The organism is Pseudomonas sp. Root401 (assembly GCF_001425105.1).
In the GTDB taxonomy this organism is placed as follows: domain Bacteria; phylum Pseudomonadota; class Gammaproteobacteria; order Pseudomonadales; family Pseudomonadaceae; genus Aquipseudomonas; species Aquipseudomonas brassicacearum.
The window spans coordinates 217,507-239,924 of sequence record NZ_LMDO01000023.1 but is presented as its reverse complement, the minus strand read 5'-3'; the positions used below and the strand labels follow the sequence as shown (position 1 = coordinate 239,924).

The following is a 22,418-nucleotide window of genomic DNA, read 5'->3' as shown; positions in this document are numbered from 1 at the left end:
GCGAATGCCTGGGAAGCCTGTTCAGATCAAGGAGCCTTGTTCTCGACCAGGCAGTTCCCACCATCCACCACAATGACTTCGCCCGTGAGGTAGCTCGCCTCTGAAGAGGCAAGGAAAGCCACCAGTGCAGCGACCTCTTCGGGACGTCCGGCGCGGCCCATCGGCGTGTATTCGGCCGCTTTGGCTTCCTCTGTAGTGGTCGATCCTGTGGTGATCCAGCCGGGAGCGACGCTGTTTACGGTGATCCCTTGCTGGGCGACTTCCAGCGCCAGGCTCATGCTCATTCCGACCATCGCGGCCTTCGCGGCGCTGTAAGCCGCTTCACCGGGGTTGCTGCAGCGGGTGCCGGTAGTGGAACTGATGTTGACGATGCGCCCGTAACGACGCGCCCGCATGCCGGGCAGAACAGCCCGTGTAAGCAGAAAGGCCGTGGTCAGGTTTCGCCCCAGCGTCAGGTTCCAGGTGTGCAGATCCATGCTTGCCAAGTCGGAAAAAGACTCCGGGCTGCCTTGCATGGCCATGCCCGCGTTGTTGACCAGGATATCGATCTGCCCCCAGAGGGACTCTGCCCACGCCATGAACTCACGAACCTGGCTTTCATCGGTAAGATCGAGGGCCCGGCCTTCGACTTCGAACCCTTCGGCGCGCAGTTCTGCTACTCGATCATTGATGCGTGCACTGCTGGCGGTGATGATCAGTCTGGCTCCCGCCGCGCCAAGCCTGCGGGCGATCGCCATGCCGATTCCGATCTCGCTTCCAACCCCACTGATGAGTGCCACAGGGTTCTGTCCAACTGCGTTTGGCATGGTGCCTCCAGAGGGGTAAGTGATTGCAAGGTGCCGGCGCGCTATATAAACATCCTGATCAACGCCCGAATACCGCCGTCATCCCCAACAACCGCTTTTGCCGCAAGGCCGGTGCGCTCGTGGGGAAAAGCACTTCGGCTGGCCGATAGCGGGCGATGCCGCAGGCGGCGGCGATGCGCTGGCGTTGCTGGCCGTGGATAAGGGCTTGCTGAAAGCTGTGTTCGCTATGAGCCAATCCCAGCATATAACGAGTACCTGCCGGGAAGTGTCCGCCATTGGCTTGCCACCATCTTTCGATTGCCTGCGGGTCGGGCCAGGGCAGGTTTTCATCGGGGTCCATCGCGACATTGGGGTCATCAGGGTTGTCGTTCGGGCCCGCATCGAAATCCGGCAGGGCCTGCAACTCCAGGTCGAGCAGCGCCAGGTCCGCGCCGGTGATCAGGCTGAAGGCTTCACCGGCGACGCGGGCATAGGGCAGGTCGCTCATCTGCTCGATCAACCACGGTACGCAGACCGGATCGCCCAGCAGCCCAAGGGCCTGGATGCCGATGCGCCGATCCCTGGGATCCTGTACCCACTGGCGTATCCAGGCGATGCTGGGCTCGCGTTCCTGCCAGGCCAGCAATACGCAGAGCGCGCGGTACTGGAACTCGCCCGGTTGTTCGGCGAATTGTCGCAATGGCTCCAGGGCTTGCTCGTCGCCCATCTGTGCGGTGGCCCAGTTGGCCCAGAAGCGCGTGGCCGCATTCTCATGCAGGCGATGGGGGCGAATCGCCGGCAGCAGCTCACGCCGGCGCAGCTCGCCCGCCGTGCGGGCGGCACGTGCCAGCACGCTTGGGTCGGCATCGGAAAATACGGCCAGCAGGGCGGGGCCTGGGTCGTGGCGATGCATGCCGCAGGCCGCGAGGCCGAGGCGACGGAACAGGGGCTCGGGGGAGGCGAGCATACGTTCGATCCAGGGCGATACCCGTTCCCAGTCAAGCCAACCCAAAGCCATCAGGTAACCGCGTTCCGTTTCCAAGGCACTGCGCAAATGCTCGCTGAGCCGCGACAGCACTTTCGCATCGGCCGTCTCGAAGGCCAGCACCACACTGGCGAACATCTCGCCGATGGCGTGTGGGCTGAGTTGGATCAGGAGGGTTTCCAGGCCGGTGGCTCCGGCGATTCGAAGGCCGTCAAGGTGGGCGTCGAGGCGGTCGTCGAGTTTGCTCAAGTGGTCTAGATCGTAGTGCGGTGCGCGCAGGGCATAGTCGCGCAGGACGGCGAGGAAGCTGGCTTCTTCGGCGTGTTGGTCTACTAGGAACGAAAGTTCGGTGTTCAATTCAGAATAACTCCGAGGGACCATCCCTGAGTAGGGGCGATAATTTCACCCTCGCATGCGCAAACTGGTTTCATATATTGTCAGGGCAAATGATTTCTGCCCAGTGAGTCCCGTCAAATCGCATTATCTGATCGTTACCAATGGACCATAGATAATTGCCACATGTCCGAAGGCGATAACCATCCATTTTTTTCACGCCGGGGATGGCGAGTTTTTTCACCTGATTGTTATCTATGACGCCTATCCCTTCGAATCCGGCAACATAAAGTACATCTTGAAAGGAAACAGCCCCCCATAGGTCACCTTCGACTTCATCATTCTGGATGACTTTCCAACAATCTTTCGATCCGACTAATACCACCCCATCATCGCCACATGCGATGTACTGGTCCTGTTCGAACGTCGCCACTTCATTCAGATCGACGTTCGTTGGACTATCGCATTGCCTCCAGAGTGAGCCATCAAAAAACCATATCTCACCGGCATTACCAACGGCATGAATGTCACTTTTGGAATGGCCCGCCATGGATTCCAGGCTTATGCCATCTTCTGTGCCTATATAGAGCAGCCCCTGGTCCATATGTGCCCATATCCCATTACTTCGACGGTACACCTGCCGGCTATAGCCACAGGCATGTAGTTCCCCGTCGATAACGGTAATTTTGTTCATGTAACCTAATTTTTCGCCGCCGGTCCCTGCGTCAGCGATCAACTCAAAGGAGGGGGTTCCCTGTTTGATCTCAACCACTTCTCCGCGCTTTCCGAGTATCCACCATGCTCGATATTCGCCCTGTATCAAATAGGTGATTGAGCGGCTGTCAAAGTCGAATTTTTGCTGCGCCCACTGTCCGTCGAGGGTCGTATAGAACGTGGTGTACTCCGTGTCCTCGCCTTTGAGTGCATATGGAAAGGCTACTACGCCCAGGAGTCCCTTGGTGGGAGTGAATCCATCAATGAAATAATGCCTGGATGATGTCATGGTTGCTCCTTATCCAAATGTGCCGCTGGCAACTGTTGAGAAGTTTTCCGGGGTCCTGTTTCCGCTGCTGTCAGCACGTAGATTGGTGGTATTGCTGATGTTGGGGCTTTTCGGAGGAACCGCCGATCTATTGGGCTGCTGGTGATAAGCATCCAACTGGGACCGTGTACATTTCGGGTTGCATCGTAATACTTGGCTGACCGCCGTTGCTCCGCTATTTGCTGCGGCCTCATAAGTCCAGGTCCCAGCCTTGCCGTTAACGAGGTTTTTATCCTCGGCCTTGTCGAATATGTCGTGCACTTTTTTGTGCTGCCCGGTGCTCTTGTCATGTCCAGACACGCATACACACGGGGCTAATTTGGAGTTATAGCCCTCGCAGCCGGTATACACATCAGGGTTGGAAGAGTTTCCTTGATTAGGCTTCTGGATGCAGTGCTTAGGTATTACATGATGGGGGGTTTTCCCATCGCAGCAATTCGAGGGGGAATAGGGTGATAGAGAACACTTCATCGCGGCCTTACATTTACGATCGGCACACATGGCGTCCTTTGATGACTTCCTTTTTACCTGGCCTTTCTTGGTCCGTTTAACGTGCTTTTCGCAGTGGGTCTTGAGTTTTTTAGCCAGAGGGGCACAGGCATGATCACTATCGTCGGCGAAGGCCGCTTCGTCCAAATAGGGCCAGGTCGGTGTGTTTCCGGGGAGTGATGCATGGTTATGTGTGGTCAGATCCATGTTCCGCACAACGTTCAGGCCTTCGAACTTCACATCCATCGACCAAGAGGTGAAGTACACCTTGCCCTTGATCTTACCGGTAATCACGCCCTTCTTCGGCGCGCAGCCGGCCTCATCGCCATAGCTGGTCTTAAAGTGACTTCTGTCTTTAAGCATGACTTCTTTACGGGTGATCTTCACCGTCCGACTTCCCTTGGCCGTGTCCTTCGCCATACCGGTATTGGGATAGGGAATAGGCACGCCGAGCGGGGTGGGCGGGGCCTGGGGCGGGGTGAAGCAGACATCCGGGAAGCAGGCGATCGACTTGCCATCCGCCGCCTTGCAGGAAATCTCCATATTGTTGGCAAAGACTTGGTTGGCCATTACGCAGCCCTCACAGTCTGGTAAACGAGCAGTGCGACGGCGCGTTCGCCGGCGTCGTTGCCGAGGTGGCAGAAGATATTCGGGCCTTCGCCGTAGCCCTTGCGACTGGCGGCCAACGCCACGGCGAGCATGGCCGGGCCGATGGCGGCGCCGACTTCACCGATGCAGTCCGCCGGGTGCCAGAGATGGAAGAATTCCTTGCGCACGCGCAGGGTCCGGCTGAGGGCCAAGGAGGCTTCCTTGAAGTAGTACTGCTCGCCGGAGATGTCGGTGAGCCGATAATCCATTTGCTCCAACCCACAGCCGGCTTCACTGAGGGCCGTCCGTACAGCTTGAGTCAGGCCTTCGGCGCGCAGGGGAATGCCTTCGGCCTCCACCGTGGCCTTCTCCACGCCGAACCCCAGGCCGATGCAGGCCAATTGCGGCTCTTCGCTGGCTACGGGGGCGGCCAGGACCACGGCGGCGGCGCCTTCGCCGGGGATAAATCCGTTGGAATTCTGGCTGGTGAGCAGGCGTTCGCGTGCTTCGAAAGCGGCCAGTGTCGGTCCGTTCAAGAAGGAGTCGACGCCGGCAATCAGTACGTGGCGATGGCCGCCCTGGTAGATCAGCGTACGCGCATTAAGCAGGGCCACGGCAGCGCTGACCCGTCCACGGGCGATGACGTTGGAACTGGGATGAAAGCGCAAGCCCAGTTCGGCTTCGATGGCGTGCAGCAGCCCCTTATCGAGACCATCGAGGCGACCGGGGCGCTCGGCTTCCGCTACCCCCAGCAGCAGCGGAGTCTTTTGCGGATCGACGTTGGGGGTACTTTGCAGCGCCTCGGCGACGGCGCGAGCGGCCATCTTGATCAGCTTGGTGCGGCCGCGCCAGGGCTGTTCCAGAGGTACGCTGGCGGCCATCAGCCATTCGCCACCTTGGTCGATGAAGCGAGTTTCCTGGAAATTGTCGATGGCGCAGCGGATCGCCGCGCAGCTCGCGGGTGCACTGAGGCCGACAGCGCTGACCATGCCAGAGCCGATGATACAAAGCGCGGTCATCAGTCCGTCTCCTCCGGCGCCTGCTGGGCTCTTACCAGGGAGGAGAGCGAAGGGTAGTAATCCTTGCCCAATTCACGGGCGCGCCACCAGCCCGTGGACATTGTGCCGACCAGCACCTGGGCGATCTCGAACAAATTGCGCCGTAGAGGACGGGAGACACGCCAGGTCATTTGCACCTGGAGCGCGTCTGTGTCGATCAGCAGGGTATCGATCACCGCCTGCACAGTCTCATGACCACCTTTTTTCAGGAAGAAGGTCACCGGCACGTCCATTTCGGGGATGCGAAAACCCGCGCGCTCCTGGGGCGTGAGGTTGAGCAGCAGCACATCCTCGCCGCCACGCAGGTAAGGGATCTGCTGATCATCAGGGGCAGCCTGAAAGTAGCGGCTGTCGAAATCCTGCGGCAGAAACGGAAAGCAGTTGGCCAGCCAGGCATCGTCGTAAGTACCGGCGAAGCGAGCGCGCTGCGGCCAGCTGCGGCCGATGGGGCCGAGGGCCATCGGGCGGAAGTCGCCAGAGGGACTGCCGATCGGCTTGCCCAGTTCCTCCGTATTCGGCATTGGCTTGTAAGCGACTTCAGCACTGTCGATGCTGCCTGGGAACCAACCGCAACCGCTGGGATTGTCCGGGTAGCAATGTCGCATATCCGGATTCTTGGCCATGGGATGGGAACCTCCAAAGGCCTGGGCATAGGAGATGTCCTGCTCGGTAAAGGGTTGCGGTAAACCGGGAGAAACCCCCAACAGCCCCGGCTGCCATTGTCGGGGGCCGAGGACGGAAAAGGCTTTGCTCATCTGACCGATGCGAATGCCCGCTGCCAACTGCGTCACGGGCCGCCCGCCTGGGGCATAGGCCTTGCCGCGTACCAGCACGTCGCAGAATGGCTTGACCGGGGCGAAGTCCATTTCCTGCAGCGGAGCGCTGAGCCCCGGCTCGCCGAGGAAGGTATCGGCCATCAGCAGCGGTTGCTGGGTGTCGGCGAGGGTTGCCGCACGGCCGTCCAGCGGCAAATTGAACGTGCCTTTGGCCACGATCACCAGGGATTCGCGGCCATCGGGCTCCAGGCCCTGGGTGTAGGCAGCAAGCAGTTTGCTGGCGTTGAGCAGTTCCATAGGCCGACTACCTGTCTAGTTGATCTGCACCGAACCACCCTTGATGCGGTTCACGCCGGATGATCGGCTCGAAAGATAGGTCCCTCGAATCAGTATCTTGCCCTCGCGGGTGAGGGTGATGCTGGCCTTGCCGCAGCGCAGGACGATTTCCCGCTCCGCGGTGAACTCCAGGCGCTCGCCGTCCAGGTGGGCGACGGCTGGCGTTGTGGTTTGCGGCAGACGCTGGATGCGACCGATCACCAGCGGCCGGGTCAGGTCACCGGCCTCGAACATCAGCGCGACCTGGGCGCCGATGTCTTCACGGGCGAGTGGGGTGGTGGTGCGCGCGGCGAGGCCGGTTTCGCCGAGGCAGCCAGGGAAGGCCACCACAGGGGCATCTGCACTGGGCACATCCAGCAGCACCCCAATCACAACGCCATCCACGCGCGCGGGCGTGTCGGTGGAGGAAACGGCTAAATGATATTCAACGGTCATGGCGCCCACTCCGTGGCTAGTTCTGCAGGATTTTCTGGCCTTTGACGACAACGTTCTTGTTCGCCTTGATATTGATGGCGCCGGAGCCGTCGATGGTGATGTTCTTGCCGCTGATCACGATGGTGCCGTCCTTCTTCATGGTGATGCTGGCCGCGCCCGTGGTCAGGCTGATCGAGTCGCCGGCGGTGAGGGAGAAGTGCTTGCCGACGTCCAGGCTGTCGTTCTGATTGATGTTGGTGGTGCGGTTCTGGGTGACGTCGCGGGATTCGTTCTGGCCGATCTGGGTGCTCTGGTTGCCGTTGATCTCGATCCCTTCGTTGCCCTGGACCGTTTCGTTACGGTTGCCGGTGATGCTGATCGTTTCGTTGCCGCCCACGTCTTCGGTGCGGTTGCTGGCGATGCTGATTTTCTCGTTGGCCCCGACTTTTTCCGTGCGGTCGGCACCGATGGTGATGGTCTCGTTGCTGCCCACGTTCTCGGTGCGATTGGCGCCGATGGTGATTTTCTCGTTGCTGCCGACATCCTCGGTACGGTTCACACCGATGGAGATGGTTTCGTTATTGCCGACCTTTTCCTTGCGATCCACACCAATGGTGATGGTTTCGTTGTTATCGACGGTTTCGGTGCGGTCGTGTTTGACGTGCACGGTCTCGTCGTTGTCGATGGTCTTGCGCCGATCATGGCCGACCCAGTGGGTTTCGTCGTTCTCGACCTCGATGTCCTGGTTCTTCTCGGCGTGGATAAACAGTTGCTCCGAGCCTTTCTTGTCCTCCATGCGGATTTCATTGAAGTTGGCCGGTGAACCGCCCTTGCTTGAACGGCTTTTCACCCCGCTCTGGGTGGCATTGGCCGGCAATCCGTAGGGCACGGTCTGTTCAGCGTTGTAAACGCGGCCGGTGATAATCGGCCGATCCGGATCGCCCTCGAGGAAACTGACGATCACTTCCTGACCGATTCGCGGGAGCTGCACGGATCCCCAGTTCTTGCCGGCCCAGGCCTGGGACACGCGAATCCAGCAGGAGCTGTTTTCGTTGGACTGGTCATGGCGATCCCAGTGGAAATGCACTTTGACCCGGCCATATTGGTCGGTCCAGATCTCCTCGCCACTGGGGCCGACCACCACGGCAGTCTGCGGCCCGCGAACAATGGGCATGGGTGTGAGGGGCAGAGGGCGGAAGGCCTGGTTGGCATCCATGCAGTCCAGTTCGCTGACGAACTGTTCGGCGACGTCCGACTGGCCGCTTTCATAGGCATCCTGACGGATCTGATAACGGGCGGCCACCACCAGGTATTCACGGTTCTGGTCGGCACGGTCGTACCCCGTCAGCGTGAACACATGACCGCAACCGATGCCGCGGGCGCGGCCGCGTAATTGCACGCGCTCGAACTGGCTGTGAATGGCTTCGATGCGGGTACGGGCGTAGTGATCGCCATCGTTGCTCTGGACGTATTCACCCGGGTAGTCGTAGAGCGGGTAGTCGGCGTTGGTGTGGTTGCGCGGCACGCTGGAGCGCACCTCAAGACTGGCGCGCGGGCGCAGGAAATCATAGTCGTTCAGGGCCAGCGAGCCGGGTTGGACTTCCCGCGCCAGTTGCCAGTCGTAGAAGTGATCGCGCTCGCGCATTTGCCGATCAGGTGGATAGAAGGGCACCGAGGCGTAGTCTGGCGCCGTGGAGTGGGCGCCATAGGCGTCGGCCAACACCAATACATGACGCGCCTCTTCATGGCGAAAGTAGTAATAGATGCCTTCCTGCTCCATCAACCGACTGACGAAGTCGAAGCTGGTTTCGCGGTACTGCACGCAATATTCCCACTCGCGGTAGCTGCCGCTCAGGCTGTCCTCGAAATCGGAGAAACCGAGGTCGCGGAACACCTGCTTGATGATGTCCGGCACGGTCTTGTTCTGGAAAATCCTGCAATCGGAGGTGCGCGTGAGCAGCCAGAACCAGGGGCGCAAGCTGACGCGGTAACCGGCGAACTGACCGTGGCCGGTCAGTTGCCGGCAACTGCAGACAATGCCGTGGAAGTAGCGTTTGCCGCCGTCATACAGTTCCAGGGTCAGGCCCATCGGCTTGCCCAGCAACTGGTCGAACGTGATCGCCCGGTCTTCGGAGGTCAGGTCCAATTCGTAGTGGAACAACCGCCCCAACTCTTCGCTGCCTTCCATGCTTTGCAACAACAGGACATCGCCGCCGAGAGGACTGTCGACCTGTACCAAACGGTTGTTTTGCGTGATTGCCATGAACGGCTTCCTTTGGCTCGTGTTCGGGCGTCAGTTGGCCGTCGTAAAGAAGGTGGCGTCGTACGCATCGTCGTCGCCATAGGGGATGCCAGGGGGAATCGAGTCCAACAATTGCAGCACATCCACCACAGGGGGATCTCCTTATCGGTCTTGCGGTCTTCAATCAAACTGAACGTACGAGCAGATCCTTATCCAGTGGATTAACGTGTGTCTGGAGCCCGTTGGGTAACGTTCCAGCATCGCCCAAAATGGGACCGATACCTGACGTCAAGATAGGTGACGGAAGGTCGTTTACATAGTTTCGTTAGCTATAACTTTAATTCCAAATTCGAATAACTCAGTGAGAGTGACGGACTCGGCCCTTGAAGCATTTTCTGACAAGAATGTCAGGAGGCGGTCAGCCTGCGGACACCTTCGCAGCCTAGACTGGGGAAAATGTACATCCGGGCGATCTTGCAGGCGGCTTGAAGCATCAGCACCGAGCCAAACATCGGGATCAACTAGTTGATCTCCTAATTTGTGGCACCGTTTAAGAGAGGCGTTACCCGATGCGTTTGCTCATTGTCGAGGACGAAGAAAAAACCTCCTCCTACGTCCATCGTGGCTTGACCGAGCTCGGCTACATTGTCGACGTTGCCACGAATGGCATCGATGGTCTGCATTACGCGTTGGAATGGGATTACGACGTGGTGATCCTGGATGTGATGTTGCCGGGCCAGGACGGCTACGACGTGCTGCAAGGCCTGCGCCTGCAAAAGAAAACCCCGGTCATCATGCTATCGGCCAGGGGGACGGTGGATGACCGCATTCGAGGACTGCGCGAGGGTGCCGATGATTACCTGGGCAAGCCTTTTTCGTTTGCCGAACTTGTCGCTCGTGTCCAGGCCTTGATCCGTCGTCGCGCCGGTGACACGGTTGACCTGACGCATTTGCGCATCGACGACCTGGAGGTCGATCTGCAAGCGCGCAAGGTGACCCGGGGAGGGCTGCGGCTGGACCTGACGGCCAAGGAGTTCTCCCTGTTGAGCCTGTTGGCGCGGCATCAGGGCGAAATTCTTTCCAAGTTGATGATTGCCGAGCAGGTCTGGGACATGAATTTCGACAGTGATGCCAACGTGGTGGAAGTTGCGATCAAGCGCGTCCGCGCCAAGGTAGATGCCCCGTATCCGCGCAAGCTGCTGCATACCGTCCGCGGCATGGGGTATGTGCTGGAAAGCCGTGAGGTCGATAGCAGGCAAAGTGGAACACCTTGATGAAAAGATCGATCGCCAAGCGGCTTGCCCTGATGTTCGCCCTCGCTGTCCTGCTGATCATGTCGATCAGCGCGACGCTGTTGCGCTGTTCCTTGAAGCAATCGCTCGATGAGCAGATGCAAAACGAGCTGGTGCTGCGCCATTCCGTGCTCGACCCGGTGCTCGCCAAATACGATTCGCCGACGTTCTGGGTCGGTTTGCGCCAGAAGCTCGACGGCCTGACGCCTGCGGATGAACGGGTGCGCTATTGGATCCTGGTGGACGACCCAGCCTTCAGTTACGGCGGGGCGATGCCGGACGGCCAGGATTGGTCGAAGCGCTCCGATGGGCTTTTTACCGTCGACCTGCCTGAGAAAGAGCGCCCCATGATGGTGTTGCTCAAGACCATTCCCGCCATGGGCAATCGTCCGGAACTGCGTTTTATCGTGGGGCTGGATTCAACGCCGTTTCTGAGGACCCTGGACCACTTTACCAAGATATTGATCCTGACCTCGGCGTTGGGCATCGGGCTGGTTGCGCTGCTTGGTTACTGGATCGCGCGTTTCGGCCTGGGGCCAGTGAGGCGCTTGAGCCGTCAAGCCAATAGCCTGCCGCCGGGGGATTCGAAGCAGCGACTGGACACCGAGGCGCTGCCTGGCGAGTTGCAGGAGCTGGCGGTGTCGTTCAACGGCGCCCTGGCTCGCCAGGAAGCGGCCTGGTGTCAGCTCGAAGGGTTCAATGCCAATGTGGCCCATGAGCTGCGAACGCCCTTGACCAATCTGATCGGACAGACCCAGGTGGCATTGGCTCACGGGCGCGATGTGGGTGAGCTGCAGGATCTGCTGCAGTCGAACCTCGAAGAACTGGAACGGATGGGCACCATCGTCAATGACATGCTGTTCCTGGCCGGGGCCGAGAGCGGGCAACGGGCAACCGAGCTCAGTGACGTCTCGCTTTATGAAGAGGCGGCGAAGACGGTGGAGTATCTGGAGCCGGTCTTGCACGACAAACAGCTGAGCGTGGTGATCCAAGGCGACATGCGCGTGTGCATCGACCGACGCCTCTTTCATCGCTCTCTGGCCAATTTGATACAGAACGCGGCGCGCTACGCGGCGCCGACCAGCACCATCACGGTGACGCTGGCCAGCCACGGCATGCAGGTCGAGGTGAGCGTTTCCAATGCCGGAGAGCCCATCGACAATTCGCACCTGGAGCGTTTGTTCGAGCGTTTCTATCGCGCCGACACCGCCAGGGCGCGAAGCGATGCGCACCATGGCCTGGGCCTTTCCATCGTGCGTGCGGTGGCGTCCATGCACGGTGGACGCGTGTTTGCCCACAGCGAAAATGGGCTCAATACGTTCGGATTTTCCTTGATGAACCAGGCGGCGCCTTAGTCGTCGCCTCCGCGAGTAAAGTCCGCCCGCGTTTGACATCTTCCCGTCAGCCAGCAGTCACCTTGACGTCAGTCGCCCCCGCCTAGAGTGCTACGACCATCCCAACGAGGACTGTGTCGTGGAGCCCACTATGAACATTCGAAACCTGTCGATTGCCGGCCTGCTGGCAGTCATCTCCTTGAGCGGTTCACCGCTGCTCGCCAAAGAACAATTGCAGTTTCCGGCCTACGAATATGGCATGCCGCTGGACATCGCCAGGGTCATTCATATCGAGGCGGCGACATCGCCGGTATGCGAGGTCGTGCAAGCCAAGATGACCTACTTGAACACCCAAGGGGTAAAGAAACACGTCAGCTTTCTGCAGTTGGCTGAGGCGTGCTCGACACAGTAACCGTCCGGCGATGCCGGTTGATTTCTTCAGACAGGGACCATCACCATGTGGAATAGCATAACAACACCCACCATTGGCCGCATGAGCCGGCTTGGAAGACTGGCTCGAATCCTCGCTGCGGGCGTCGCGCTGCTCAGTGCGGTGAGTATCGAAGCCTCCGCTCGCGTTGCACCGAAACCAGACTGGTCGACCGGCGACATACCGTCGCAAAAAGGTCGAATTGTCCTGATCACCGGTGGTACCAGTGGCATGGGCTACGAGGATGCGCTGGCCTTGGCGCGTGCCGGCGCCGAGGTCATCATCGCCGCGCGCAACCCGGAGCGCGGCGCACAGGCCATTGCGCGTATCCGCGAGTCCGAGCCCGACGCCAAGGTGCAGTTCGAGAACGTGGACCTGGCTGATCTTTCATCGGTGCGCGACCTGGCCCAGCGTCTCAATCAGCGGCTGCCACGCCTTGATGTGTTGATCAACAATGCCGCCGTCATGGCGCCGCCCGAGCGAGGCACGTCCGCCGACGGCTTTGAACTTCAGTTGGCCACCAACTACCTGGGGCACTTCGCGCTGACCGGCCTGTTGGTGCCGCTCTTGCGTCAAAGCCAGGATCCCCGCGTGGTGAGCCTGTCCAGCATTGCCGCGGCGCGCGGCGCGATGAACCTTGATGACCTTCAGAGCGAGCAGAAGTACGATCCGTACGCGGCCTACGCGCAATCGAAACTGGCCGTCCTGCACTGGGCATTTGCCTTGCAGCGGCGCAGTGACTCCGAAAACTGGGGCATTCGCAGTATGGCGGCGCATCCCGGCGTTGCGGTCACCGAGTTGGTCGCACGGGGTCCAGGCCTCGACAGCGAGTTCGGTCGGCGCTGGGCAAAGGACCGTGACGCGTACCACTCAGCGGCACAAGGGGCGTTGCCCACGTTGTACGCCGCCACGGCTGCACAAGCCGTGGGTGGGGCTTATTACGGCCCGACCGGTGACGATGAAAGACGCGGTCCGTTGGGGTTCGCCAAGACACCGCCGGCTGCGAGCACGCAGGCGGATGCCGAGCGGCTCTGGCTTGTCTCCGAGCGTCTGACCGGCGTGACCTATCGCTGATGCAACCCTGGGCGCGGGCGTCCGTTCCGCGCTTGACCATTGCCTTGTTGCCGTCTCCCCGGAGTCCCTTATGAGTGCGCCGTCCTATTTGCATCGGCTGAGTCTCGCCTTGAACGCCCGCGACGGGGAGTTGCGTCCGGCGTTGTGCGGGTTTCTGCTGTTCCTTTGCCTCTTCACCGGTTACTTCATGCTGCGCCCAATCCGTGAGTCGATGGGTATCGCGGCGGGGGTGGAGAACCTGCAATGGCTGTTTACCGCGACCTTCCTGGTCATGCTGGCAGCCGTGCCGTTGTTCGCCTGGCTCAGTTCGCGGGTGCCGCGCCTGCGCCTGATCGACTGGGTGTACGGCTTCTTCGGCTTCAACCTGTTGATGTTCGTCGAGCTGTTCCAGTTCCAGCCGGACAGTGTCTGGTTGGCTCGGGTCTTTTACGTCTGGATCTCGGTTTATAACTTGTTCGTCGTGTCTGTGGCCTGGAGCCTGATGGCGGATGTATTCGACAGCGAGCAGGCCAAGCGGCTGTTCGCCTTCATCGCCGCAGGCGCCAGCGTCGGCGGCCTGCTGGGGCCGGCCCTGAGCGCGCTGCTCATCGGTCCCCTCGGCGCCTCGGGGTTGATGTTTCTGGCGGCCTTGTTGCTCGGTGCCACGCTGGTGTTGAAACGGGCGTTGATGGGGTGGCGCGAAACGGGCGGGGCTGGCCGTCCGGGCGCTGCGCCGACGCAAAGCCCCCGGCAGCCATTGCACGGGAATCCGTTCAGCGGATTAACGGCGGTGCTCAGGTCACCTTACTTGCTGGGGATCGCCGGCTTCGTGGTGCTGTTGGCGACGGTCAGCACCTTTCTCTATTTCGAACAGGCGCGCCTGGTGGCCGAGCACTATCCGGATCGCCAGGCGCAAGTGCGCATCTTCGGCACCATCGACATCATCGTGCAGGCTGGTGCGTTGCTGTCCCAGCTGTTCATCACCGGCCGCATCGCGCCGAAGTTGGGAGTGCGTGCTTTGTTGGCCGTCGTGCCGCTGCTCATGTGCATCGGCTTCCTCGGCCTGGCGTTGGCGCCGGGGTTCGCTCTGCTGGCGGCATTGATGATCGTGCGACGGATCGGCGAGTACGCGTTCGTTCGACCGGGCAGGGAAATGCTGTTCGCACCGCTGGATGCCGAGAGTAAATACAAGGCCAAGAACTTCATCGACACCGTGGTTTATCGCGCAGGTGACGCCATGAGCGGCTGGGCCAAGAGCCTGCTCGACCTCCTGGGGCAAGGCGCCGGCCCGGCCGCGATAATCGGCGCCTGTTGCGCACTGCTGTGGGGTTACTTGGGCTGGCAACTGGGGAGGAGGGCGGATAATGCCACTTTGCAGGAGCTACGCTTGGCGGCCATCGCGGCCAGGGCATGAAGACGGTGCCGACCAGAATGAAACCCACTCTATTGTCTGCCGCGTCGTTGCGGCGAGGAAAGGTGAAGCGGATGACTCTGAAAAACAAGGTGCTGGCGATCGTAGCGGTGATTGCCTTCTCGGCGTGCTCCAGTGTGTTTGCGGGCAAAGAAAATTCCGTGGTCGGAACATGGCGCATGGTCAGTGCAACCGTTGAGAGCCAGGGCATTAAATCGAATGCTTATGGCCCCGATCCTCACGGTTGGCTCGTCTTCACGCCAGAGCTGACGTTTGTCGAAGTACTCACGGATCCACGGGTGCCGGCGTTTCGATCCAACGTTCGTGGCGAAGGCACCGATGAGGAAAACCGGGCAGCGATGGCGGGGGGCATCGGTTTTTTCGGGCGATATACGGTCGACCAGAACGGTGAGTTCACAGGCAACACTGTCGAAGGGTCTACGTTCCCGAACTGGGTGGGCGCTGTGCGCACCCGGGACGACCTGCAGTTGAAGGTCGATGGCAACCGGATGGTAGAAGATTTTCGCCGCCCGGATGGGGCGAAGGTTCACATTGTCTTTGAGCGTGTCAGATAATTGCGAAGCGTCGTGTGTGCAATCAGATGATGGCCTTTTGCTTTTAAACGGATCTCGCTAGAATTCGTGCCCCTCTCTGTGAGCGGCATTAGTCAAATTACGCAAGGAAGTCGATATGCAATTTGCAAAAGCCATAGGCCTCGCCCTGGCCTTGAGCCTGAGTGGATGCGCCAGTTTCACCAAAGATGAAGTAGCCCCCGTGAATCTGCCTTCGATGGCCGGCTACTCGAACAAGCCGAACGTCTATGTCGATTTCGATTTCTATCAGGGCGATCCCGACAATGCCAAGGCCACCGAGGTGCCGCAGGCTCGCGACATGCTCAAGCCGGATCTGAAGCGAACCTTCGATGAATCAGGTCTTTTTGGGCGCGTGGTCTTTGACGAATTCCAGAAGCAACCAGGCGATTACAGTCTTCGATTGAAGGTCTATAACCATGCGCCAGGCGGTGGGCAAATGGTCCTGGCGTTCCTCAGCGGCTTCACCTTCACGATCATTCCTGCGTTGGCCACCGATCAGTACACCATGAGCCTGGAAACCCTGGACGAGCAGGGCCAGCCGTTGGGCAAGACCAGCAATCATGATGCGGTCAACACCTGGATGGGCATCTGGTTCCTGCCCCTGGCAGGTAATACGCCCAAGGCTGCCATCACCGACACCTTCAACCGCCAGGTCAATGCGCTGTTGAAGAACTGGGTCGACAACAACCGCATGAAATACACCGCTGTCGACACCCGCATTCCACGGGGCTGACACCGATAGAAAAAGAGCCGCAATCGCGGCTCTTTTTTTATTACTTCAACGCTTGAGTGAACTGTGGGTCGCTGTACAAGCTCTTGAGCAAGTCTTGCAGCATAGGGTTGTAGTTGTTCGCGGCCGCCGGAATGGCGATCGGACCGAAGAAACTGCTGTCCCAATCACGCTGCACGTCTTTAGTGGTTTCGTATAGAACCTGATCACCTTTACGCAGCGTGAAGCGCGCAGCCACCTCGCCATGGCCGCTGCCTACGCCTGCAGTGAGTTGGCTCTTGACCAACTGAACCTGCAACTGCCGGTCAGCACGAGGGTCCAACAGACCGGCCTGACGGAGCTCATCGTTGATCGCGGCCTGGATGTGCAGTGGAACGCTGCCCTCGGGCGACGAAATCGGGTTCAGGCGCACCATCAGCGACCCTTGACCTGAATCCGCATTCACCTGCGTCTCGCGCAAGGGCTGCATGGGTGCATTTTGCTTGAGCTGCTGAACGTTCTGAAAATTGGGTTCATAGCGGGTCATGGTCACACCACAGCCTTGTAGCAGCAGCGCGCAGAACGGTAGAGCCAAGTAGAGCTTCTTCACAGCAAATCCTTATGTGCTTTTTTAGAAGGCGTGATTATCGACTGATGGCTTTGAGCTATCAAGGATGAGTTGAGGTGTACGGTGCGCCAAACATCTCAGCTGTATTGACTTGCAGATCCCGCAGCGGTTTTAGGTTTTCTGGAACAGGTCAGTTGGTAAGCAATTGCCAACCAGATGAACCAACCCGGCATGACCATCAACGCAATACGGGTATCAGGTCTCAATGCCAGCAGACAAAGAACAAAGCCCAGGAACGCCAGGGAAAACCAGGCCATTGGTACACCGCCAGGCATTTTATAGGCCGATTTCGCGTGCAGCTCAGGTCGCTTTTTGCGATAGGCGATATACGATGCAAGGATGGTCGACCAAGTAAAAATCACCAGGATTGCCGATACAGTGGAAACAATGGTGAATGCGGTCATCACTTCAGGAACGATGAAAAGCAACAGCACACCCACGAGCATCAACAGTGTGGTGAACGCCAGGCTCAGCAGAGGCACGCTATTGCTCGACAGACTTCGGAAAATCCTCGGAGCGTTGTCCTGGTTGGCCAGTCCGAACAGCATGCGGCTAGACGAAAATACACCACTATTGGCCGACGAAGCGGCAGACGTCAGCACCACAAAGTTGACGATACCGGCTGCCGCGGGAAAACCTGCAACCAGGAACAGCTCGACGAAAGGGCTCTTGTTGGGCGAAACCTGTTGCCACGAAGTCACTGCAATAATGCAGGCCAGTGCCAGCACATAAAACAGGATGATTCGCAGCGGAATCGAGTTGATGGCTTTCGGTAGGGTCTTCTCGGGGTTGCGGGTTTCGGCGGCGGCGGTACCGATCAGTTCGGTGCCGGCAAATGAGAAGATTGCCATCTGGAAACCGGCAAAGAAACCGAACAAGCCGTTGGGAAACGCGGCTTGTTTATCCAGCAGGTGGTTCAGCGATGCAGTAACACCGCTGGGTGAGACAAAGGAGCTGGCAATCAGCACCATGCTGACGCCTATCAGGGTGATGACGGCAATGATCTTGATGATCGCGAACCAGAACTCCACTTCACCAAAAAGCCTGACCGTCAGTACATTCAAGGCGAACAGTGTCATCAGCATACCGATGGCGGGTATCCAGGCGGGCACATCGGGGAACCAATACTGAAAAAAACCGCCGACCACGACTGAATCACCTATCACCGCCACGCTCCAACTCAGCCAATACGACCAGCCAAGAAAGAATGCCGCACGCGGGCCGAGGTAGGCACCGGCAAAATCCGCGAAGGTTTTGAAGTTCAAGTTCGAGAGCAGCATTTCGCCCATGGCACGCATGACGAAATAAACGAACAGACCGATGATCATGTAGATGAGGATGATCGACGTGCCCGAGAGGGCGATGATCTTCCCGGACCCCATGAAAAGACCGGTACCGATGGCGCCTCCCATGGCCATTAACTGAATGTGACGATTGCTGAGGGTGCGCTGCAGCGCGGGCTGTTCAATCAGCCCTGAGGGAGTCGATTTCATTACAAAACCTCTTGATTTTATGTTTTTGAGTTTTGGCAGAAAAGTGGTGTCTTGCGTATTTGTTAGAGATGCAACGGCTACTGACGGTGGTTGTTTTTGCAGAGCGAGATTTGCCGCTTACACACAGCGGTGAGTAGCCCCTTGGCACTTTGCTCAGGGGCATCACCTATCGTTTTTTCAGCTCACTGTGCGCAGGCGTGAGGGGACGATTGCTGGCTGCTGATCCAGGATCTGGTAGAGGTCTTTTATGTTGGCAGGCCTCGGCACCAGGTGGATGTGTTCACCGATTGCATGCTCCTGGGCCAGGTCCAGTACGTAGCGCAGTGACGAAAAGTCTTCGAGGGCAAAGCCCACCGAATCGAACACGGTGACCTGCGCGTCGTTCTCGCGGCCCTTGATCTCGCCCTGAACAATCCGGAAAAATTCGACGACGGGAAAGTCGGCTTCCAATTGCTGGATGTCACCTTCAATCCGGGTCTGAGGTTCAAATTCAACGATGACCCGGGCGTTACGCAAGATCTCGGCATGCAGTTCGGTTTTCCCCGGACAGTCCCCCCCTACGGCATTGATATGCATGCCGGGCTCGATCATTTCGGGCGTCAGAATCGTTGCGTAGGCCTTATCCGCGGTGACCGTGGTGACGATGTCTGCGCCCTTGACCGCTTCTTGCACAGAGCCGGCCAGGATCACCTCAAGATCCGGGAACGCGGCCAGGTTGCGCTTCAACTTAAGCGAGGCGTCACGATCGATATCGAATATGCGCAATTCCTTGATCGATAGCATTTCGTGGAAGGCGAGGGCCTGAAATTCGCTCTGGGCGCCATTGCCGATGATGGCCATGATGCTTGCACCCGGGCGCGCCAGGGACTTCGCGACCAAGGCGGAGGTCGCCGCAGTGCGCACAGCGGTGGTCAGCGTCAGTTCACTGAGCAGGGTTGGATAGCCGCTGTGTACATCGGCCAGGACCCCGAAGGCCATGACCGTCAGCAAGTTGCTTTGACCGTTGTCCGGATGACCATTGACGTATTTGAACGAGTACTGCTGACCGTCGTCGGTGGGCATCAACTCGATCACACCCTTGGCCGAATGATTGGCGGTGCGCGGCGACTTATCAAACTGCGCCCAACGTGAATAATCAGCTTCGATGTAATCCGCCATTTCGCGGACTGCGCGGCGGATGCCCACCGTGGCGAACAGGCGTGCCGCATGATCGACGTCTATGAAAAGAGTCATGTTTTTATTCTCCGGTTCATTAGTAAAAACGTTGCAGGGCAGGGGACGGCTCAGCTGCGTTTGCTCTCGAAACCATGCAGCACATTGACCGCATTGATTCCGATTTCATCGACCATATAGCCGCCTTCCATCACGAACAGAGTGGGGCAGCCCACACCCGCTATCAGCTCGCCGATGCCGATGAAATCTTCGCTTTCCAGCAGGAAGTGGCTGATGGGGTCGTCCTTGAACGTGTCGACGCCGAGTGAAATAACCAGCACTTTAGGGGCGAATTGCTGGAGTTTCCTGCAGGCGTGTAGCAGGGCGCTGCGATAGCTTTCCCAGGTGGTGTTTTTCGGCAACGGGTAGTTGAGGTTGTAACCTTCGCCATGGCCGGCGCCGACTTCGTGGCTAAAACCTGAGTAGTACGGATAAGACACCGCGGGTTCGCCGTGCAACGACACGAACATGACGTCACTGCGTTCGTAGAAGATGTTCTGGGTGCCGTTGCCATGATGGAAGTCGACGTCCAGTATCGCGACACGTTTTGCGCCTTGGGTGATGGCCTGTTGTGCGGCAATGGCGGCGTTATTGAGATAGCAATAACCCCCCATGTACTCACGCGCTGCGTGATGGCCGGGCGGACGGCACAGGGCGAAGGCACTGTCGTGGCCTTCATCGATCAGCGCCAGGCCGGTGAGGGCGATGTCCGCGCTGGTCTTTACGGCTTGCCATGTGGTCGCGGTAATCGGAGAACCGGCATCCATGGCGAAGAAACCGAGCTTTCCGTCGATGAAGGTCGGGACTTGATCGTTGGACAAATCGCGCACTGGCCATACCAGCGGCAAGGCGTCGTGGGTACGCCCGGTCGCACACCATTCTGACCATGCGCTTTCAAGAAAGCTGACGTAGCGCTCGCTGTGGGCATTGACGTAACACGACCGGTCAAATGCCCGTGGTTCGACGATCTGGCCAAGGCCTACCTGCTTGACTCGATCATGGACGGTATCGGCCCGGCTTGGCTGTTCGAACGACGGCTTGAGCACGCCGTCTTTCAATTCGGTGCCGTGGTGCAAACGGTGGGAATCACTGAAAACTGTAAACATTCTGCGCATCCGTTAATGTGAGCCAGTGCAAATATTCTGTTCTGGACTGGATGCGCTTTCTTTGCTTTATATTCGTGGTTTTCTAGATTTTTCGGGTGTTTTTACTCAGGATTCGCAAAATGCAGAAAAAATCATCCAAACGCATCAGCCTTGACGAGACTGACTTGGCGATACTCACATTGCTGCAAGAGGATGCGAGCATTTCCAACGCCGAGCTCAGTGAACGCCTGTCGTTAAGCCTCACGCCTTGCTGGCGCCGGCGTAAGAGAATGGAGGAAGCGGGCGTGATCAAGGGCTATCAGGCCAACCTTGATCGACGCATGCTGGGGTTGGATATCATGGCGTTCGTGCACATCCGTTTTTCCACCCACGCCGATCACGCTCCCGACGCCTTCGAGGCGGTGATTGCGCAATTGCCTGAAGTGTTGTCCTGTCACAAGATCACCGGGGATGCCGACTACGTGTTGCAAGTGTTGGCAGAAGATCTTGATAGCTACAGTGACTTTATCGAGCAGGTGCTCAGGCGCCAGGTGGGTATTGCATCCATTCAGTCGAGCCTGGCGTTGCGCGAGGTCAAGACCAGTAGCCGGATTGCGATACCTAAATCGAGCAAGGAGTGAGTGGGTTGACGATTTTCTTCTGCACAACTTTTACACTTAACTGCTCCCCACCCTCGAAGGAACGTTCCCGGTGAATGTCAACGACGCCAGTTTCGAAGAACTGCTCAACGCTTTGCATGACGGCGTCTACATCACTGATGGCGACGGCAAGACGCTGAAGGTCAATCAAGCCTATGAGCGTCTGAGCGGACTCAGTGGTGGCGATCTCATCGGTCGCCCCATGCAAGAGCTGGTGAAGGAGGGCGTTATCTCGCAATCGGCCACGCTGCGGGTATTGCAGGGAGGTCGGCCAGTGTCGGTGATGCAGAGCCTGAGCCAGGGCAAGAAATTGCTCGTCAGCGCCACGCCGATTCTCGACGCTGAAAACCGGATTTCATATGTTGTCAGTACCGTACGCGACATGACAGAACTGCTGCGCATGAAACACGAGCGCGATGAGTTGCAACAGCTTAAGCAACTGCGCAACAGCACCGCCAAACTTCATGCTGGCCAACGAGACAAACTCCTGAGTTCTCCGCTTATGGCCGATCAGGAGGTTTCCGGCCGTGTCTTCTCGCTGGCCCGGCAGGTAGCCAGCAGTTCGGTGAAGGTTTTGCTCCAGGGCGAAACCGGCGTCGGAAAGACCCTCGTAGCGCAATTCATCCACAACGCCAGTCCGCGTGCCAGTGAGCCATTTCTCGCCCTCAACTGTGGTGCGCTTCCCGAGAATCTGATCGAAGCCGAGCTGTTTGGCTATGCGCCTGGAGCGTTTACAGGGGCAGGTCCTAAAGGCAAGCGTGGCCTGCTGGAGCTGGCGCATCACGGAACATTGTTTCTCGATGAAATTGGTGATTTGCCGCTGCCGGTGCAGGTCAAGTTACTCAAGGTCATCGAAGAAAACCGCTTCATTCCGGTCGGGGGCCTGGAGCTGAAGGAAGTCGATGTACGCATCATAAGCGCCACCCACCATGACCTCAAAAAGCTGGTGGCAGAAGGTCGTTTTCGGGCTGATCTGTATTACCGGCTCAACGTGGTGCCGATCAACATTCCGGCACTGCGCGAGCGCCGGGAAGAAATCGCTCCGCTGCTGCATTACTACCTGGATAGATTCAATGTCCGTTATGAACGCCAGGTGCAATGGGGGCTCGAAGCCCTCGACCTGATGTGCGACTACGACTGGCCCGGCAACATCCGCGAGTTGATCAACATAGTCGAACGCCTGGTGGTGACCAATCAGACCGGGACTATTGAGGCGCTTGATATGCCTGAGGAGATCCTCAACCTCAATCCACTGAATACCAATGACACCGGCTTGCCGCTGCGCAAGGTATTGGAAAACGCCGAGCGCAATGCGATTCGTGCCGCGCTGCGTGCGCACAAGACCACACGCCTTGCAGCCAAGGCGTTAGGCGTGAGTCAGGCGACCGTGGTGCAGAAAATGAAACGCTGGGAACATTCTGATTAGGATTCTAATCAGCCCCGATTAAATCGATCAGAAAACTAATCGGGA

General features: G+C 58.6%; 21 protein-coding genes. 9 read left to right on the top strand and 12 right to left on the bottom strand.

What is annotated here, in order from left to right; genetic code table 11:
- Positions 1-26: 26 nt before the first annotated feature.
- From ASC85_RS18140 to ASC85_RS18105, 8 genes are all read right to left on the bottom strand, one after another.
- The gene (locus tag ASC85_RS18140) at positions 27-806 is read right to left on the bottom strand and encodes an SDR family NAD(P)-dependent oxidoreductase (protein ID WP_057450766.1); all 780 of its coding nucleotides are present in this window, start codon (positions 804-806) and stop codon (positions 27-29) included.
- A gap of 58 nt (positions 807-864) precedes the next feature.
- Positions 865-2,127: a TIGR02270 family protein gene (locus tag ASC85_RS18135; RefSeq protein WP_430458894.1), complete on the bottom strand. Its 1,263-nt coding sequence runs from the start codon at positions 2,125-2,127 to the stop codon at positions 865-867.
- Positions 2,128-2,197: 70 nt separating this feature from the next.
- Positions 2,198-3,106, bottom strand: coding sequence for a hypothetical protein (locus ASC85_RS18130; RefSeq protein WP_057450764.1), 909 nt, complete (start codon positions 3,104-3,106; stop codon positions 2,198-2,200).
- Between the two features lie 9 nt (positions 3,107-3,115).
- Positions 3,116-4,204, bottom strand: coding sequence for a PAAR-like domain-containing protein (locus tag ASC85_RS18125; RefSeq protein WP_057450763.1), 1,089 nt, complete (start codon positions 4,202-4,204; stop codon positions 3,116-3,118).
- Entirely contained in the window at positions 4,204-5,244 is a 1,041-nt protein-coding gene (locus ASC85_RS18120) for a hypothetical protein (RefSeq protein ID WP_156395655.1), read from the bottom strand. The genes ASC85_RS18125 and ASC85_RS18120 overlap by 1 nt, the downstream gene beginning before the upstream one ends.
- Positions 5,241-6,353, bottom strand: coding sequence for a DUF2169 family type VI secretion system accessory protein (locus tag ASC85_RS18115; RefSeq protein WP_057450761.1), 1,113 nt, complete (start codon positions 6,351-6,353; stop codon positions 5,241-5,243). The genes ASC85_RS18120 and ASC85_RS18115 overlap by 4 nt, the downstream gene beginning before the upstream one ends.
- A gap of 15 nt (positions 6,354-6,368) precedes the next feature.
- The gene (locus tag ASC85_RS18110) at positions 6,369-6,827 is read right to left on the bottom strand and encodes a DUF6484 domain-containing protein (RefSeq protein ID WP_057450760.1); all 459 of its coding nucleotides are present in this window, start codon (positions 6,825-6,827) and stop codon (positions 6,369-6,371) included.
- A 16-nt stretch (positions 6,828-6,843) separates the two neighbouring features.
- Positions 6,844-9,069: a type VI secretion system Vgr family protein gene (locus ASC85_RS18105; RefSeq protein WP_057450759.1), complete on the bottom strand. Its 2,226-nt coding sequence runs from the start codon at positions 9,067-9,069 to the stop codon at positions 6,844-6,846.
- A gap of 548 nt (positions 9,070-9,617) precedes the next feature.
- Between ASC85_RS18105 and ASC85_RS18100 the strand changes: the two genes are divergently transcribed.
- The 7 genes from ASC85_RS18100 (at position 9,618) to ASC85_RS18070 (ending at position 15,894) form a co-directional block, all read left to right on the top strand.
- Positions 9,618-10,322, top strand: coding sequence for a heavy metal response regulator transcription factor (locus tag ASC85_RS18100; protein WP_057450758.1), 705 nt, complete (start codon positions 9,618-9,620; stop codon positions 10,320-10,322).
- Complete coding sequence (locus ASC85_RS18095) at positions 10,322-11,695, top strand: heavy metal sensor histidine kinase (RefSeq protein ID WP_057450757.1); 1,374 nt, start codon at positions 10,322-10,324, stop codon at positions 11,693-11,695. Before ASC85_RS18100 ends, ASC85_RS18095 begins: the two co-directional genes overlap by 1 nt.
- Before the next feature lie 130 nt (positions 11,696-11,825).
- Complete coding sequence (locus tag ASC85_RS18090; RefSeq protein ID WP_057450756.1) at positions 11,826-12,086, top strand: DUF2790 domain-containing protein; 261 nt, start codon at positions 11,826-11,828, stop codon at positions 12,084-12,086.
- 45 nt (positions 12,087-12,131) lie between these two features.
- Positions 12,132-13,178: an oxidoreductase gene (locus ASC85_RS18085; protein WP_057450755.1), complete on the top strand. Its 1,047-nt coding sequence runs from the start codon at positions 12,132-12,134 to the stop codon at positions 13,176-13,178.
- Positions 13,179-13,248: 70 nt separating this feature from the next.
- Complete coding sequence (locus ASC85_RS18080) at positions 13,249-14,571, top strand: NTP/NDP exchange transporter (protein ID WP_057450754.1); 1,323 nt, start codon at positions 13,249-13,251, stop codon at positions 14,569-14,571.
- A 71-nt stretch (positions 14,572-14,642) separates the two neighbouring features.
- The gene (locus tag ASC85_RS18075) at positions 14,643-15,143 is read left to right on the top strand and encodes a lipocalin-like domain-containing protein (RefSeq protein WP_057450852.1); all 501 of its coding nucleotides are present in this window, start codon (positions 14,643-14,645) and stop codon (positions 15,141-15,143) included.
- A 115-nt stretch (positions 15,144-15,258) separates the two neighbouring features.
- Complete coding sequence (locus ASC85_RS18070) at positions 15,259-15,894, top strand: hypothetical protein (protein WP_057450753.1); 636 nt, start codon at positions 15,259-15,261, stop codon at positions 15,892-15,894.
- 40 nt (positions 15,895-15,934) lie between these two features.
- Here the strand turns inward: ASC85_RS18070 and ASC85_RS18065 are convergent, their stop codons facing one another.
- The 4 genes from ASC85_RS18065 to ASC85_RS18050 all read right to left on the bottom strand — a co-directional run bounded on the left by ASC85_RS18065 (position 15,935) and on the right by ASC85_RS18050 (position 20,309).
- The gene (locus ASC85_RS18065; RefSeq protein ID WP_057450752.1) at positions 15,935-16,480 is read right to left on the bottom strand and encodes a hypothetical protein; all 546 of its coding nucleotides are present in this window, start codon (positions 16,478-16,480) and stop codon (positions 15,935-15,937) included.
- A gap of 95 nt (positions 16,481-16,575) precedes the next feature.
- The gene (locus ASC85_RS18060; RefSeq protein WP_057450751.1) at positions 16,576-17,991 is read right to left on the bottom strand and encodes an amino acid permease; all 1,416 of its coding nucleotides are present in this window, start codon (positions 17,989-17,991) and stop codon (positions 16,576-16,578) included.
- Positions 17,992-18,168: 177 nt separating this feature from the next.
- On the bottom strand, positions 18,169-19,224 hold the full coding sequence (locus ASC85_RS18055; RefSeq protein WP_057450750.1) for an ornithine cyclodeaminase: 1,056 nt from the start codon (positions 19,222-19,224) through the stop codon (positions 18,169-18,171).
- 50 nt (positions 19,225-19,274) lie between these two features.
- On the bottom strand, positions 19,275-20,309 hold the full coding sequence (locus tag ASC85_RS18050) for a histone deacetylase family protein (RefSeq protein WP_057450749.1): 1,035 nt from the start codon (positions 20,307-20,309) through the stop codon (positions 19,275-19,277).
- A gap of 119 nt (positions 20,310-20,428) precedes the next feature.
- On the opposite strand from ASC85_RS18050, the gene ASC85_RS18045 reads away from it, so the two are divergent.
- Entirely contained in the window at positions 20,429-20,929 is a 501-nt protein-coding gene (locus ASC85_RS18045; protein WP_018603980.1) for an Lrp/AsnC family transcriptional regulator, read from the top strand.
- 70 nt (positions 20,930-20,999) lie between these two features.
- Positions 21,000-22,373, top strand: a complete 1,374-nt coding sequence (locus tag ASC85_RS18040) for a sigma-54 interaction domain-containing protein (RefSeq protein ID WP_057450748.1) — start codon at positions 21,000-21,002, stop codon at positions 22,371-22,373.
- Positions 22,374-22,418 lie beyond the last annotated feature (45 nt).

Bases quoted from the DNA above. Each gene is read 5' to 3' on its own strand.
- ASC85_RS18140 (WP_057450766.1), bottom strand. From the start codon at position 806: ATGCCAAACGCAGTTGGACAGAACCCTGTGGCACTCATCAGTGGGGTT.
- ASC85_RS18130 (WP_057450764.1), bottom strand. From the start codon at position 3,106: ATGACATCATCCAGGCATTATTTCATTGATGGATTCACTCCCACCAAG.
- ASC85_RS18125 (WP_057450763.1), bottom strand. From the start codon at position 4,204: ATGGCCAACCAAGTCTTTGCCAACAATATGGAGATTTCCTGCAAGGCG.
- ASC85_RS18115 (WP_057450761.1), bottom strand. From the start codon at position 6,353: ATGGAACTGCTCAACGCCAGCAAACTGCTTGCTGCCTACACCCAGGGC.
- ASC85_RS18110 (WP_057450760.1), bottom strand. From the start codon at position 6,827: ATGACCGTTGAATATCATTTAGCCGTTTCCTCCACCGACACGCCCGCG.
- ASC85_RS18105 (WP_057450759.1), bottom strand. From the start codon at position 9,069: ATGGCAATCACGCAAAACAACCGTTTGGTACAGGTCGACAGTCCTCTC.
- ASC85_RS18100 (WP_057450758.1), top strand. From the start codon at position 9,618: ATGCGTTTGCTCATTGTCGAGGACGAAGAAAAAACCTCCTCCTACGTC.
- ASC85_RS18095 (WP_057450757.1), top strand. From the start codon at position 10,322: ATGAAAAGATCGATCGCCAAGCGGCTTGCCCTGATGTTCGCCCTCGCT.
- ASC85_RS18090 (WP_057450756.1), top strand. From the start codon at position 11,826: ATGAACATTCGAAACCTGTCGATTGCCGGCCTGCTGGCAGTCATCTCC.
- ASC85_RS18085 (WP_057450755.1), top strand. From the start codon at position 12,132: ATGTGGAATAGCATAACAACACCCACCATTGGCCGCATGAGCCGGCTT.
- ASC85_RS18080 (WP_057450754.1), top strand. From the start codon at position 13,249: ATGAGTGCGCCGTCCTATTTGCATCGGCTGAGTCTCGCCTTGAACGCC.
- ASC85_RS18075 (WP_057450852.1), top strand. From the start codon at position 14,643: ATGACTCTGAAAAACAAGGTGCTGGCGATCGTAGCGGTGATTGCCTTC.
- ASC85_RS18070 (WP_057450753.1), top strand. From the start codon at position 15,259: ATGCAATTTGCAAAAGCCATAGGCCTCGCCCTGGCCTTGAGCCTGAGT.
- ASC85_RS18060 (WP_057450751.1), bottom strand. From the start codon at position 17,991: ATGAAATCGACTCCCTCAGGGCTGATTGAACAGCCCGCGCTGCAGCGC.
- ASC85_RS18055 (WP_057450750.1), bottom strand. From the start codon at position 19,224: ATGACTCTTTTCATAGACGTCGATCATGCGGCACGCCTGTTCGCCACG.
- ASC85_RS18050 (WP_057450749.1), bottom strand. From the start codon at position 20,309: ATGTTTACAGTTTTCAGTGATTCCCACCGTTTGCACCACGGCACCGAA.
- ASC85_RS18045 (WP_018603980.1), top strand. From the start codon at position 20,429: ATGCAGAAAAAATCATCCAAACGCATCAGCCTTGACGAGACTGACTTG.